Source organism: Arthrobacter sp. 10T416 (assembly GCF_056394165.1).
The window spans coordinates 112,260-125,636 of record NZ_JBFTHI010000004.1 but is presented as its reverse complement, the minus strand read 5'-3'; the positions used below and the strand labels follow the sequence as shown (position 1 = coordinate 125,636).

Genomic DNA, 13,377 nt, shown 5'->3' with positions numbered 1-13,377 from the left:
GCCGGGACGGCGAGCCTAGTTCTGGTAGGCCGGGTAGTCCGTGTAACCCTCGGCGCCGTCGGAGTAGAACGTCGCCGGGTTGGGTTCATTGACGGGAAGCCCTTCACGCCAGCGGCGCACGAGGTCCGGATTCGCGATGGCCGGGCGACCCACGACGACGGCGTCAGCGTGGCCGTCGGAAATCAACGACGTTGCCTCTTCGCGAGTTGTCACAACCCCGAAGCCGGTGTTCAGCAGGAACGTTCCGTTGAAGCGGGAGCGCAGGTCCTGAACGAGTTCGCTCGTCGGTTCCTTGTGAAGGACACTGAGGTACGCCAGCTTCATTGGGGCCAGGGCGTCAACGAGGATGCCGTAGGTGGCGCGTACATCGGCGGCGTCTTCTTCCACAGCACCTTGGACATTGTGCTCCGGCGAGATACGGATGCCCACACGGTCAGCGCCCACGGCGTCGACGACGGCCTGGGTTACCTCAATGACGAAGCGGGCGCGGTTTTCGGGCGAACCGCCGTACACATCGTCGCGCTGGTTCGCGGCCGGCGTCAGGAATTCGTGAAGCAGGTAGCCGTTCGCGGAGTGAAGTTCGACGCCGTCGAACCCTGCGTCGATTGCATTGCGTGAAGCCTGAACGAACTCCTCCCGGATGCCAGCCAGCTCTTCCGTCGCCAGCGCACGCGGAACCGGGAAGGACTGCTTGCCCTCGTAGGTGCGGGTCTGGCCTTCGATGGCGATGGCACTCGGGGCGACCACTTCGTGGCCACCCGTGGTGTCCTCGTGGGTGACGCGGCCCGCGTGCATCACTTGGGCGAAGATCCTGCCGCCTTCGGCGTGGACCGCAGCGGTTACCTCGGCCCAACCCTTGAGCTGTTCTTCAGTGACCAGACCAGGCTGGCCCGGGAAGCCACGGCCGGCCGGGCTGGGATAGGTCCCTTCGCTGACGATGAGGCCGAGCGAGGCGCGCTGCCTGTAGTGCTCGACGACGAGCGGCCCGGGGATGCCCTCTTTGCCCGACCTGACTCGGGTGAGCGGAGCCATCACGAGTCGGTTGGGTACTTCCAGCTGGCCGATGGTCATGGGGGAAAACAGCATGCGCAATTCCTTTCGGAGTGGATTGGGTCCACTGGAGGGAACTCCGCGGCGTCTGCAACTATTCCAGCTGAGACTCGGATCACTGCATCATCAACGGGACGACGGCGGGGCGCCGGGACACCCTTGGCCCTGCGGATTTCGGAGGCAGTCGTCGGCGTAGTTGCGGGTGATCGACCGCCACACGCTGACCTGCTGCGGCGGCGAGTTGAACTGCCCTTGGCCCGGGATGGGCAGCGGCGGGCCGCCGTTGACGGAGTACGTACCCTGGAAAAATGTTGTCAGGACCACCGCGAAGTCACCGGTCCGGGCGTAGACGTGACTGGTGGACGTCTTTTCGCCCCATCGATCCTGCGGCAGCGGACCACCGGCCGAACTCTGGGGACCGAACGAAGTACCGTCGCCGTAACTCCACGTGTATTGGACAGGTTTGGCGTCGACGTGCACGTCCTGCGCCAGAATTTTGATGTCGAACTGCTGTTCTGCGGCCTCGCCGTAGAAGTTCGTCTCGGCACCTCGAAGCGTATGCGGGCTGGGCTGAGCGGTTACACGGCCGGCGGCGATCGGAAGTTTTTGGAACTCGGTTTGAATCATCGCGGCGATGCGGGGCAACAGCTCTTCGGGGCGGGCGTCGAAGAGACACGTTGGGCCCGAGTGATAGCTCCAGACCGGGTTAGGCACCCCAGCGGGCGCTTTCAGCCAAATGACAGGAATCCCATCCTTACCACCCGGACCGTTCTTGCACTCGACCACAGTCTTCAGGCAGTCGGCATCAAAATCGCCGCCACCGAGATGGCACTGGAGCTCGTATTTGTATTGGAACGGATCAGACGAGGGAGTTCCAGGTTCAGTGGGAACGAACTTTCCGGTAGCCGGATCCATCCTCCAGCCGCCGACGTTGACACCTTGGTTCCCAAAGCCCGCATCGACTCCCTCATCGGCGACTGCAGAAATCGAAGTGACGCTGGTCAGGGCCAAGGCAAGGACCAGTGATGCCAAGATCGCGAACCGGAACCTGAAGATGTTCATCGGATCGGGTGCAGACCTGTAACCTGCCACGCTCCATTGCGAAACGCTGACAGCATGATATTCCCGGTATCTGAAGGCGGCGTCGGGGCGCGGAATTGAGATCGGTCGGGGGCGAAATAAGAAATCTTCGATTGCTGGACCTGCACTACTACCTGATAATTTCCATCAGTCCCAGCATCAAATTTCGTACTAATGGCCGCTGCAGCAATTTTGCCTCCGACTAGCCAGCGATCTCCCTGGTAGTTATGCTTGACGGCCCCTACGAGATTGGAACAGAGTTCGCAGGTCTGTGCCGTAGTCGCCGACAGCTCATTCGTTTTGCCTGTCTCGTAGGCATAGTTCAGTTGTTCGAACCAATACCGTGCGAAGGCCTCCAGCCCTTCCTTCGTCTTCGCCTTCGCGGCCGCCGGCATGACGGGGACTGGGACGTTCTGCGCACGGCCCTTGGCGTCGGCGGGCCTGTAGCTGGCGGTCGGCGTCGGTGTGGCGCTGGGCGTCTCACTGGGACCGGCGGAAGCGGTTTCTGCGGCCGAACCGCTCGCTGAAGCGGAACTGGGTGGCGGCTGCGCCGTGCAGGCCGTTCCCAAGAGGGTGGTCGCTGTGAGCAGTGCAACGGCGGCGGCAAGCTTGCGGCCGGTGGTTGGAATGCGAGTTGTCATGTTCAGCTATTCCCCCGATAGAAATCAAGACGCCTGAATCCAAACAATGCCTAAGGGTAACTGAGATCACATTCCCGAGGTAAGGGTTATCCACAGCCCACTCGCGGCGCTCCCGCCGTTCCGCCGGAACCCAGCCCCGACCAACGCCCCACCGCCCCACCACCACCAACCCGGGACCACCGACTCTGGAAATTCTCTACAGCGGACAGAACAATGGGCGCATGATGTTCGAACACACAGACGGCAACCCCATCCTGACCCTGACTGATGACCAGATCTGGAAACTCATCGAGGGAACACAGCACGGCCGGCTGGTGGTGACAGTGGGCGGCGAGCCGGATATCTTCCCGGTGAATTACGCGACGACCAACCGCAAGCTCTACCTCCGCACCGCACCGGGCAACAAGCTGGCCGAGCTAGCCATCAACTCCAAGGTCCTCTTTGAGACGGATGGCATCATGTCCGAAGAGGCATGGTCCGTGGTGCTTCGGGGCACGGCGCGGGTCCTGGAGAACTCAGCCGACATCGCTGCGGCCGAAGCCCTCGGACTCAAACCGTGGGTGCCAACGCTGAAAGACTTTTACGTCGAAATCGAACCGACGACGGCGAGTGGCTGGCATTTCCAGTTCGGCGAGCACCCCGAACGCGAGATCTAGGCGGCAACGTTCATATGCCTGCCGCCTAGACTTGAACCATGGCGGACAAGCTGACCCCTGAGCGGCGCAGCTGGAACATGTCCCGGATCCGCGGCAAGAACACCAAGCCCGAACTCCTGGTCCGCCGGATGTTGCACGCCAAGGGCTACCGGTACCGGCTGCACGGCACAGCGAGCGGTGGCAGGCTCCCCGGAAACCCGGACCTCGTCTTCGCCGGCCGCCGGAAGGTTATTTTCGTCAACGGCTGCTTCTGGCATTTCCACGACTGCCGGGTGGGCCAGCACGCACCAAAATCCAACGCCGAGTTTTGGGATACCAAACGCACCCGCACCAGGAACCGCGACGCCGAACAGCGCCGCCTGCTCGAAGGCGCCGGGTGGCAGGTGCTCACCGTGTGGGAGTGCGAGCTGAAGGACCTCTCGGCCCTCGAGCACCAGCTCGACGGCTTCCTCATCCGCTGACACCGGCTGGCGCTAACGCCGCCACCCGCTAACGCCGGTGATGGGCGATCAGCCACTCGGCCATATGCCGGGCACGCCCGGCCGCGGCCCGGTCTCCGCCCGCGGCAGCAACGATCGCGCCCTTCATCAGGATGTACCAGGACCGGGCGAAGCCATCCGGGTCGTTGAGCTCAGCCTCTTCGGCGAGTTCCTGCACGTGGCCCCTGATCTTGTCGAGGTAGTCGATGCTGGCCCGGCCCAGGGGGTGGGTGGGGCCCATCTCCAGCAGGATGTTGACGAACGAGCACGCCTCGAAGTCCTCCCGTGCGAACCAGTCGGCGAAGACGTCGAAGATGGCCAGCAGCCGGCCCTCCGGGGTGAGGCCCCGCCGTCGGGCCTCCGAAATGATGGTGGCGACCGTCCATTGCCGGTCGCGGCGCTCCAGGAAGGCGAGTACCAGCTCGTCCTTGGATGCGAAGTGGCGGTAGAAGCTGGCTTTCGCCACACCGGAGCGGCTAATCAGCTCGTTGATGCCGACGTCCCGCACGCCACGACGCGAAAATAATTCGTAGGCAACATCCAGAATGCGCTCACGGATCCCGGTAGTCTCGGCACCACCGGCGGCGGTGCCGCTGCCGGACGCAGGAGCATGGCCTCCGCCCGCGCGTTGGGGCGGTGGTGATGCGGCCTGGGAATTGGTTGAAAGAGACATCGAAAATATCGTACCGCTACACGAGACAGACTGGTCTACCTGAGCTAAGATCGAAGCTCGGGGACTAGCACTTATTGGTCAGTACGTGGGGATACTACAAACTCCGCAGGAGAATGCACCATGCCACACCTGTTGTTGTCTACCGAGACCCGCACGCGGCACGCTGCCCGGACCCCTGAAACTCAGGAGGATCTGGAGCCCCTGCGCCGCCAGGTTTCCGCCATCATCGAGGCAATTCTCGAGGAGACCAAGCCCGATGAGGCTTTGGTTCGCGAGCAGCTACGCTGGCACGTCGCAAACAATCCCGGAGAGCCGGAAAAGGCACTCCTGAATCACCTGCTGTCCGTCTCCACGGCGGCGCAGGACAATATCGCCTAGCGCGGAAGAACGCTCAGCGGCTGATGGTCGCCTGGCGGACAACTTCGCCCCAGGACTGCTGCGCGAGGTCGGCCACTGAGGCCAGGATCTCCTTCGGCGGCAGGGACAGGTCCAGCGGGAACTCCACCACGTCGATGTCCGTGTTGAGGATCCGCCGCAGCTTGATCTCGCCCGCGCCGGCGTAAACAAGCCAGGCCGTCGGAACCCGCAGCGAGGTGCAGTACGCCAGCATCCGGTAGTGGTCGGCGGAGAGCGAGGCGCCGACGTCGGACGCCGCCTTGTACTTCGCGTCGTACACCATCACCGGCCGCCCGCCGAGCAAATGCACCGCGCCCGGCTGCACCATGATCCGGTCGGTGTCGCGCACGGCCTCGTTCAGCATCGAGTTGTACCGCAGCCGCATTTCGCCCGGGAACGCGCCCATCGCCTCGCGCAGGGCGGTGCCGACGAAGTCCTCGAAGACTTTGGCCATGTCCACCACAAACGACGCCGACTGCTGCTTGCCGTCGCCGGCTTCGGCCGAGGCGTTCCGTAGGATGACCTCGGCGAGCCGCAGCGCCGGATGGTACCGGGTGTTCATCCGGCTGGCCCGCCAGGGCGGCAGGGGCGCGCCCGACTGAAGGCGGGTCACGGCGTCGAGCTTTCCCTTCAGCCGCCGCAGCCGGCTGAGCACGTCGGCCCGGACGCCGGGGACCTGGGACATGCGTTCCAGGGCGGCCCGCAGGATCCGGTTCTCCGGGATGTCCTCGGTGAATTCGTCGTAGGAGACCTCCAGGGGCACCAGCATGCCGGGGCGGCGCGAGATCTGGTCCGACATCCGGATCCGGCCCTTTACGGTGCGCAGCGACTCGTCGACGTTCAGGTACCCCTGCAGCACCCCGCGGCTCAGGGCCCGGTCCGCGAGCTGGGCCAGCGACTCGGCCAGGGCGCTCCACAGGTCCGCGTCCTCGACGGCGGCCACGGCGTCATCGCGGAAGCCCTGGTTTTCGGTGTAGCCGAGCAGGAACAGCAGCCGCCCGAGGCCGAGCCGCTCCTTGGGCCGCACTTCGAGCTGCACCGACGGGGTGCGCACCGATCCGACCTTCCCGACGGGTTCAATCCGGAACAGGCCCATGCCCAGCGGCGAGGCCTTGGCCAGTCCGCTGCCGTTGATGTACGCGGCGCTGCCGGCATCGATCCGCTCCACCACTCCCCCGGACAACTCGTCCAGCACCACGTGCTGGACGGAGCCCTGAAGGGCCGGACTAGACGCGCGCAAGCCGGCCCAGCAGTTGTTCCAGGCCGAACCGTTCTTCCAGCTGGGCGCGGTTGAGCTGGCCGTGGTAGTGCTCCTCCAGCAGCGGCATGAGCTCGTACTTCCAGATCCGGCGCAGGCCCGTGGGGGTCTGGGCGGCCTTCTTCATGAAGTAGGACGGCCCGATCATGAGGTCTCGGTCCCATTCGTCGATGGCGTTGTTCAGCTCATCGAGCAGCAGCGCCGGGGTGATGTCCAGGTCGCGGGCCTGCAGGAAGCGCAGCAGCGAGCCCTTCACCGGTTCCGTCTTGGGGTGCAGCTCGATGAAGGAGAACCGGCGTCGGATGGCGGCGTCCATCATCGCGATGGACCGATCGGCGGTGTTCATGGTGCCGATGATGTACAGGTTGTCCGGCAGCGAGAACGGCTCCGTGGGGCTGTACTGCAGGTAGATGCGGTCGTCGCGGTATTCCAGCAGGAAGTACAGCTCGCCGAAGACCTTCGCCAGGTTGGCGCGGTTCATCTCATCAATGATCAGGAAGTAGGGCTTGCTCTCGTTGCCCGGTTTCGCGGCTTCCTCGGCCAGCCGGCGCAGCGGTCCGGCGACCAGCTTGAAGGACACCTGGCCTTCGTCGGTCTTGTCCGGGCGGTACCCCTCGAAGAAGTCCTCGTAGGCGTAGGAGGGGTGGAACTGGACGAGTTTGACCCGTTCCTCACCGGTATCGCCGGCCAGCTCGGCCGCGAGGTGCTTGGCCAGGTAGGTCTTTCCGGTGCCGGGAGGGCCATAGAGCACCAGCTGGCGGTTTTCCTCCAGCAGTTCGGCGATTTCCTGAAGGGGTTCGAGGTCCATGTGCAGGGACGCGGCGAATTCGGCCGTCAGCGGGCGGAAGCCCTCGCAGGGAGGTTCGACGACGGCGTCCGGCTCGGCGCCGTCGTCCGGCTCTGCCTCGGCTTCGGCGGGCAGAAGGGTATCGAGCGCCTGGATGACCCGGGTGACGTCCACGATCAGCCCCGAGCTGGCCAGCTGACGCTGTACGTGGCGTGGCAGTTCTGCCGTCGAGTGGACCTCATCGAACCAGCGGACCTTGCGGCGCAGCCGCCGGTTGTCTTCGTAGTGCTCGGGCTCGCCGAGGACCACGCCCACCCGGACGGTGCCGGAGTGCTGGTATAGCGTGAGATCGCCCGGTTTCATGACGGTCAGGAAGGCGAAGACGGCCGTTTTGGTGTCTTCGCGCTCCACGTAGCTGAGGTGCTTGTAGTCCTCGTCCACGGCGTGCTGGACCACGCCCGCGGTCACCCCGGGATCGAGCAGGCGGAGGTGTTCGACGTCGAGCGTCACCGCCTCCTCTTCCTGCCAGGTGGCGAGCAGTTCGGCGTTGTCGTGGTGGCTGCGCAGCAGCCAGGCCCGGCGGCCGGGGTCGCCCACCTTGCGCCACTGGCTGACCAGCTGCCGGGAGTACCAGTCGATCCGCTGGCCGGCCTGCTCGTCCAGGTGCAGCCGGATCCGGTGGATGTCGGCCGAAACTTCCTCGTCCGTGTCCCCCTTGGCGCCGCCCACCAGGGACGCGAACGCGTCGCGGATTTCCTGGCGTTCGACGTCGGCGACTACGGGTTCGAAGTATGCGGGCCAGACCAGGAATTCAATGCTGCGCCGGATCGCGGGCTGGTCTTCGGGAGTGCCGGCGGTGAGTTCGTGGAAGGCCAGGGGGTCTGCGACGGCGGCCTGGACGACGGCGGTGGGCTGGGCGTCGACGTGGGCCACGAAGCGGCAGAGCCACTTCAGGTGGTCCCAGATGGTCCAGTTGAACTCCGCCGTGCGGTCCCGGATGACCCCGTGGTCCGTCATGCCGGCGTAGAGTTCCTCGGGCAGTTCCAGGGGCGGCTCCAGCCAGGACGCGGCCTCCGCGACCCGGGCCCTTTTGACCTTCAGCGACTTCACCTCGTGCGCCAGCGGCAGGGACTGCAGGAAGAGCAGTTCCACGGCCAGCTGCTTCGCCCCGCGGGACGCGCCCTCCAGGTTCTGCCGGAGGTTGGTCATCATGGGAGCCTTCGGGTCCGTGGCGCCGCTGTCCAGGCGTTCGAGCAACTCGGCGGCGGCCTCGGCCGTCCACGTCATGGTGCGCCCGTCCAGGGCAGAGGGCTGGCCGTTCAGGCCGGCGCCGAGTACAAACCAGGCCGCGTCCTCGATCTCCTTGGAGATGCCGAGGGCGCGGTGCATGGCGGTCTTTGGCGATGGGGTCATGTCTTCAATTTACAGGCTAAAGCTGAACGAAGGCATAAAAGGGCGGCACTAGTTACCCTGCAGTAGGACCGCCGCCTTGGGGCTGACGGGCCGTGCGGACCCCTATTTGGCGGCCGGGCTGCGCTTGACGCCGAAGGTGAAATACGTGCCCGGGCCCACAAAGTTCACCAGGGTCGCGGCCCGCCACAGCGCCTTGCTGCCGCGGATCTCGGCCGCGGGGCGGCGGGAGATATCCCGCTGGGCGGCAATCAGCAGGGAAATCTGGACCACGGCGGCCGTGATGGTGCCGATCTTGGCCATCGGCGAGAGTTCTTTCCAGGTCTTCTTCCGCGGCTTGCTTCGCTTGGCCATCATTGCTGCTCCTCGCTCTCGACGCTCCGGAGTCCCCCGGGCCCGTTCAGTCTAGGACCGATCCCGGGGGCGAGGTAGAGGCTAGTGGGCCGGGTGGGCGGCCATAAACGGGGCGAGCTTGGCCTTCTGTTCCGGGGTCAGGCGCAGGACGCGCCCCGTGGCCTCGTCCACGAAGGCCAGGTGGCTGCTGGCCTTGACGCAGTCCTCGCCGGTGACGGGGTCCTGGACGAGGTAGTGGATGTCGAAGCTGGCGCCCTTGACCGCGCCGACCCAGAGCTGGACCACGGCCGGGATGTTGCGGTACTCCAGGGTCCGGACGTACCGGATCCGGTGCTCGACCACCAGCGCCAGCGTCCCCTCCGGCACATCGTTGAAGAGCGACACCTCGGGTTCGATCCCGGGCAGGCCAGCCCCGCGGGGCGGCCCGAAGGCGGCGATGCGCGCCTCCTCCAGGATCCGGACGAGCTGCACGTTGTTGATGTGCCCGTACGCGTCCATATCGCCCCAGCGCATCGGCACCTTCACCTCGAGGCGGCGCGGCCCGTCCGCCCCGGCCACGGCGGCGCTCAGCTGTGGACCGCCGTCGGGTCCTCCAGGACGGACGCCTCGGCGTCCTCCCCGGCGAACTGGGACATGTACAGCCGGTAGTAGGCACCCTGCAGCTCGAGCAGCTGTGCGTGGCCGCCCTGCTCCACGATGCGCCCGGACTCCATCACCAGGATGGTGTCGGCGTCGCGGATGGTGGAGAGGCGGTGGGCGATCACGAAGCTGGTCCGCTCGGTGCGCAGCGCGGCCATGGCCTTCTGGACCAGGACCTCGGTGCGGGTGTCGACCGAGCTGGTGGCCTCATCCAGGATCAGCAGCGAGGGGTTGGCCACGAACGCCCGGGCAATGGTGATCAGCTGCTTCTCACCGGCGCTGACGTTGTTGCCTTCCTCGTCGATGACCGTGTTGTAGCCCTCCGGCAGGGCCCGGACGAAGCGGTCCACGAAGGTGGCCTTCGCTGCGGCCATGATCTGGTCCTCGGTGGCGTCCAGCTTGCCGTAGCGGATGTTCTCGTAAATGGTGCCGCCGAACAGCCACGCATCCTGCAGGACCATACCGACTTTGGAACGCAGTTCGGAGCGGCTGAGCCTGGTGATGTCGACGCCGTCGAGGGTGATGCTGCCTGCGTTGAGCTCGTAGAAGCGCATCACCAGGTTCACCAGGGTGGTCTTGCCGGCCCCGGTGGGACCGACGATCGCGACGGTGTGGCCCGGTTCGGCGGTGAAGGAGAGGTCCTCGATCAGCGGCTTGTCCGGGGTGTAGCTGAAGGTGACGTTCCGGAACTCGACGTGCCCGTCGGTTTTGGCCGGCAGGTGTTCGGTGGCCGTTTCGGCGTCCTGTTCGTCGGCGTCGAGGAATTCGAAGACCCGCTCGGCCGAGGCCACGCCGGACTGCAGCATGTTGGCCATACCGGCCATCTGTCCCAGGGGCTGGGTGAATTCGCGGGAGTACTGGATGAACGCGGTCGCATCGCCCAGGCTCATGCCGCCCGAGGCCACCCGCAGGCCGCCGACCACGGCGATGCCCACGTAGCTGAGGTAGGAGACGAACTGCATGACCGGCATGATCATGCCGGAGACGAACTGGGCACCGAAGCTGGCCTTGTAGAGTTCCTCGTTGCGCTCGTCGAAACGGGCCAGCATGTCGGCGTCGCGGCCGAACACCCGGACGAGGTCGTGGCCGGAGAACGATTCCTCGATCTGGCCGTTCAGTTCGCCGGTGTTCTTCCACTGCGCGGCGAAGAGCTTCTGGCTGCGGGCGCCGATGATGCCTGCCGCGACGCCCGAGAGCGGGAGCGCGATCAGGGCGATCAGGGCCAGCTGCCAGGACACGATGAACATCATGATCACGATGCCGAGCACGGTCAGGGCCGAGTTCACCAGCTGCGCGAACGCCTGCTGCAGGGCCTGCTGGATGTTATCGACGTCGTTGGTGACGCGGGAAAGGATGTCCCCGCGCTGGCGGGTGTCGAAGTAGTTCAGCGGGAGCTTGTTGAGCTTCTTCTCGGTGTCATCGCGCAGCCTGCGGACCACACGCATCACGAGCACGTTCAGGACGTAGCCCTGCAGCCAGAGGAAGATGTTGGCGACGAAATACATCACCAGGACCACGCTGATCAGGAACGCGAGCTTCTGGAAGTCGATGCCGACGCCGGGAACGACGTCCATCCGGGACAGCATGTCCGCGAAGTTGTCCTGGCCCTGGGTACGCAGCCCGGCGATGAACTGGTCCTTGGTGACGCCGGCCGGGAGCTGTTTGCCCACCACGCCGCCGAAGATCACGTCCATGGCCTGGCCGAGGATGCGCGGGGCGATGACGTTGAGGACGACGGCGACGGTGACCATGGCCAGGACGGTGACGATGCCGGCGCGCTCGGGCTTCAGCAGGCCCATCAGCCGTTTCGCCGACGGCCAGAAGTGCTGGGCCTTCTTGGCGGGCACACCGAACATCCCGCCGTCGGCCTCGCCGGGGGTGAATTCCTCTTCGTAGAAGTCGTCGTCGGACGCGTCGTCGGGCGCCGCGGCGGCGTCGTGCGGGGTCTTGGCAGCCAGTTCGGGGCTGAGCTTTTCGTTGGTGCTCACGCGATGGCCTCCGCGGTCAGCTGGGATTCGACGATTTCCTGATAGGTGCTGGAGCTCTCCAGGAGCTCCTCGTGGGTTCCGCGGTCCACGATCCGGCCCTTGTCCAGGACCAGGATCTGGTCCGCGTCCGCAATCGTGGAGACGCGCTGGCCCACGATGATGACGGTGGCGTCCGCGGTTTTGGCTTTGAGCGCCCGACGGAGCCGGGCGTCGGTGGCGACGTCCAGGGCCGAGAAGGAGTCGTCGAACAGGAAGACCTTGGGTTCGGTGACGAGGGCGCGGGCGATGCACAGGCGCTGGCGCTGCCCGCCGGAGACGTTGGTGCCGCCCTGCGCGATCCGGGACTCGAGCCCGTTCTTCTTTTCACGGACGAAGTCCGCGGCCTGGGCGACCGTGAGGGCGGCCCAGAGGTCCTGGTCGGTGGCTTCGGGCTTGCCGAACCGCAGGTTGTGCTCGATGGTGCCGGAGAACAGGTAGGGCCGCTGCGGAACCATCGCCACGCGTCCGGTGATCTCGGCGCGGTCGAGCCGGGTCACCGGGACGCCGTCGAGCAGGACCTCGCCGGAGGCGGCGTCGAAGAGCCGGGGCAGGAGCGCCAGCAGGGTGGTTTTGCCGGCGCCGGTGGACCCGATGATCGCCACGGTCTGGCCGGGTTCGGCGGTGAAGCTGATGTCGCTGAGGACCGGCGCCTCGGCACCGGGGTAGGCAAAGGAGACGTTGCGGAACTCCACCCGGCCGGTCTTGGCGGCGGGCGCCTCGGGGCTGAGCGGTTCGTGGATGGAGGGTTCGACGTCGAGCACCTCGCCGATGCGGTCCGCGCATACCGAGGCACGCGGGATCATCATGGCCATAAACGTCCCCATCATCACGGCCATCAGGATCTGCAGCAGGTACTGCAGGAACGCGGTCAGGGACCCCACCTGCATCTCCCCGGCGTCCACCCGCTGGCCACCGAACCAGAGGACCGCGGCGGTGGAAACGTGCAGGATCATGCCGATCGCCGGGAACATCAGCACAAACAGGGAGCCGATTTTCAGCGACACGTCGGTGAGTTCCTTGTTGGCGCCGCCGAAACGGTCCGCCTCGTGGGGTTCGCGCACGAAGGCACGGACCACGCGGATGCCGATGATCTGTTCGCGCAGGATGCCGTTGAGCCGGTCGATCTTGGCCTGCATGGAACGGAAGAGCGGCATCAGGCGGACCACGAGGTAACCGACCACCACCACCAGGAGCGGCACGGAGACCCAGACCAGCCAGGACAGGTTGAGGTCCTCGCGGAGGGCCATCACGATGCCGCCGATGCACATGATGGGGGTGGCCACCATGAAGTTCAGCCCCATGAGCATCAGCATCTGGACCTGCTGGACGTCGTTGGTGCCGCGGGTGATCAGGGTGGGTGCGCCGAAGACGTTCACGTCGCGGGCGGAGAAGCTGCTGACCTTGCGGAACACCCCGCGGCGCAGGTCCCGGCCGAAGGCCATCGCGGCCTTGGACCCGAAGTAGACACCGGCGATCGCCGTGACAACCTGGACCAGCGCCACCGCGAGCATCAGCCCGCCGGTCCGCCAGATGTAGTCAGTGTCGCCGCGGGAGACGCCCTCGTCGATGATCTGGGCGTTCAGGCTTGGCAGGTAGAGGGCCGCAATGGTGGAGGCCAGTTGGAAGACGACAACGGCCGCAATATACGGCAGGTACGGCTTGGAATAGCGCCGTATAAGGGTGACAAGCATGCCCGCGGGTCCTTCGGAAGGGTTTGTGTAGCGCAGAAGAGAAAAATGGCAGGAGAGGAACAAGGAAAGTATTAGCAGGAGGGGCCGACAGCGTCGGCTGTCCTACTCTACGAAATCCGCCGCCGGGGCGGAACCTCCGGGAACGAATGTCATCCAATCGTTTTAGGAGGTGGCCGCTGCGGCTCTGGAAAGAGTGCCCGAAGCGGGCCCTGGCGGCAGACAGCGGCCCCGCGGCC

Annotated in this window: 13 protein-coding genes; 3 read left to right on the top strand and 10 right to left on the bottom strand. The window is 65.6% G+C overall.

Annotated features, from left to right (window positions below; genetic code table 11):
- Positions 1-15 precede the first annotated feature (15 nt).
- The 3 genes from AC1DBE_RS07005 to AC1DBE_RS06995 form a co-directional block, all read right to left on the bottom strand.
- Positions 16-1,086, bottom strand: coding sequence for an alkene reductase (locus tag AC1DBE_RS07005; protein WP_476970044.1), 1,071 nt, complete (start codon positions 1,084-1,086; stop codon positions 16-18).
- Positions 1,087-1,176: 90 nt separating this feature from the next.
- Positions 1,177-2,112: a PKD domain-containing protein gene (locus tag AC1DBE_RS07000; protein ID WP_476970043.1), complete on the bottom strand. Its 936-nt coding sequence runs from the start codon at positions 2,110-2,112 to the stop codon at positions 1,177-1,179.
- Positions 2,109-2,771, bottom strand: a complete 663-nt coding sequence (locus AC1DBE_RS06995) for a DUF6318 family protein (protein WP_476903593.1) — start codon at positions 2,769-2,771, stop codon at positions 2,109-2,111. Before AC1DBE_RS06995 ends, AC1DBE_RS07000 begins: the two co-directional genes overlap by 4 nt.
- Positions 2,772-2,992: 221 nt before the next feature.
- Here AC1DBE_RS06995 and AC1DBE_RS06990 point away from each other — a divergent pair, with 221 nt between their 5' ends.
- The gene (locus AC1DBE_RS06990) at positions 2,993-3,427 is read left to right on the top strand and encodes a pyridoxamine 5'-phosphate oxidase family protein (protein ID WP_476970042.1); all 435 of its coding nucleotides are present in this window, start codon (positions 2,993-2,995) and stop codon (positions 3,425-3,427) included.
- A gap of 38 nt (positions 3,428-3,465) precedes the next feature.
- Positions 3,466-3,888 carry a very short patch repair endonuclease gene (locus AC1DBE_RS06985; RefSeq protein WP_476970041.1) on the top strand — a complete coding sequence of 141 codons (423 nt, stop codon included), beginning with the start codon at positions 3,466-3,468 and terminating at the stop codon, positions 3,886-3,888.
- A gap of 28 nt (positions 3,889-3,916) precedes the next feature.
- Here AC1DBE_RS06985 and AC1DBE_RS06980 read toward each other — a convergent pair whose 3' ends face one another.
- Positions 3,917-4,465: a TetR/AcrR family transcriptional regulator gene (locus tag AC1DBE_RS06980; protein WP_476878134.1), complete on the bottom strand. Its 549-nt coding sequence runs from the start codon at positions 4,463-4,465 to the stop codon at positions 3,917-3,919.
- Positions 4,466-4,699: 234 nt separating this feature from the next.
- On the opposite strand from AC1DBE_RS06980, the gene AC1DBE_RS06975 reads away from it, so the two are divergent.
- Entirely contained in the window at positions 4,700-4,957 is a 258-nt protein-coding gene (locus AC1DBE_RS06975) for a hypothetical protein (RefSeq protein WP_476878125.1), read from the top strand.
- A 13-nt stretch (positions 4,958-4,970) separates the two neighbouring features.
- On the opposite strand, the gene AC1DBE_RS06970 is transcribed toward AC1DBE_RS06975, so the two are convergent.
- The 6 genes from AC1DBE_RS06970 to AC1DBE_RS06945 all read right to left on the bottom strand — a co-directional run bounded on the left by AC1DBE_RS06970 (position 4,971) and on the right by AC1DBE_RS06945 (position 13,141).
- On the bottom strand, positions 4,971-6,215 hold the full coding sequence (locus tag AC1DBE_RS06970; RefSeq protein WP_476970040.1) for an McrC family protein: 1,245 nt from the start codon (positions 6,213-6,215) through the stop codon (positions 4,971-4,973).
- Positions 6,202-8,433 carry an McrB family protein gene (locus tag AC1DBE_RS06965; protein WP_476970039.1) on the bottom strand — a complete coding sequence of 744 codons (2,232 nt, stop codon included), beginning with the start codon at positions 8,431-8,433 and terminating at the stop codon, positions 6,202-6,204. Before AC1DBE_RS06965 ends, AC1DBE_RS06970 begins: the two co-directional genes overlap by 14 nt.
- 102 nt (positions 8,434-8,535) lie before the next feature.
- On the bottom strand, positions 8,536-8,787 hold the full coding sequence (locus AC1DBE_RS06960) for a hypothetical protein (RefSeq protein WP_476970038.1): 252 nt from the start codon (positions 8,785-8,787) through the stop codon (positions 8,536-8,538).
- Between the two features lie 78 nt (positions 8,788-8,865).
- Positions 8,866-9,297 carry an acyl-CoA thioesterase gene (locus AC1DBE_RS06955; protein ID WP_476970037.1) on the bottom strand — a complete coding sequence of 144 codons (432 nt, stop codon included), beginning with the start codon at positions 9,295-9,297 and terminating at the stop codon, positions 8,866-8,868.
- Positions 9,298-9,350: 53 nt separating this feature from the next.
- Positions 9,351-11,279 carry an ABC transporter ATP-binding protein gene (locus tag AC1DBE_RS06950; protein WP_476878136.1) on the bottom strand — a complete coding sequence of 643 codons (1,929 nt, stop codon included), beginning with the start codon at positions 11,277-11,279 and terminating at the stop codon, positions 9,351-9,353.
- Positions 11,280-11,407: 128 nt separating this feature from the next.
- Entirely contained in the window at positions 11,408-13,141 is a 1,734-nt protein-coding gene (locus AC1DBE_RS06945) for an ABC transporter ATP-binding protein (RefSeq protein WP_476970036.1), read from the bottom strand.
- Positions 13,142-13,377: the final 236 nt, after the last annotated feature.

Coding starts and splice junctions, on each gene's coding strand:
- AC1DBE_RS07005 (WP_476970044.1), bottom strand. CDS start 1,086: ATGCTGTTTTCCCCCATGACCATCGGCCAGCTGGAAGTACCCAACCGA.
- AC1DBE_RS07000 (WP_476970043.1), bottom strand. CDS start 2,112: ATGAACATCTTCAGGTTCCGGTTCGCGATCTTGGCATCACTGGTCCTT.
- AC1DBE_RS06995 (WP_476903593.1), bottom strand. CDS start 2,771: ATGACAACTCGCATTCCAACCACCGGCCGCAAGCTTGCCGCCGCCGTT.
- AC1DBE_RS06990 (WP_476970042.1), top strand. CDS start 2,993: ATGATGTTCGAACACACAGACGGCAACCCCATCCTGACCCTGACTGAT.
- AC1DBE_RS06985 (WP_476970041.1), top strand. CDS start 3,466: ATGGCGGACAAGCTGACCCCTGAGCGGCGCAGCTGGAACATGTCCCGG.
- AC1DBE_RS06975 (WP_476878125.1), top strand. CDS start 4,700: ATGCCACACCTGTTGTTGTCTACCGAGACCCGCACGCGGCACGCTGCC.
- AC1DBE_RS06965 (WP_476970039.1), bottom strand. CDS start 8,433: ATGACCCCATCGCCAAAGACCGCCATGCACCGCGCCCTCGGCATCTCC.
- AC1DBE_RS06960 (WP_476970038.1), bottom strand. CDS start 8,787: ATGATGGCCAAGCGAAGCAAGCCGCGGAAGAAGACCTGGAAAGAACTC.
- AC1DBE_RS06955 (WP_476970037.1), bottom strand. CDS start 9,297: ATGCGCTGGGGCGATATGGACGCGTACGGGCACATCAACAACGTGCAG.
- AC1DBE_RS06950 (WP_476878136.1), bottom strand. CDS start 11,279: ATGTTCGGTGTGCCCGCCAAGAAGGCCCAGCACTTCTGGCCGTCGGCG.
- AC1DBE_RS06945 (WP_476970036.1), bottom strand. CDS start 13,141: ATGCTTGTCACCCTTATACGGCGCTATTCCAAGCCGTACCTGCCGTAT.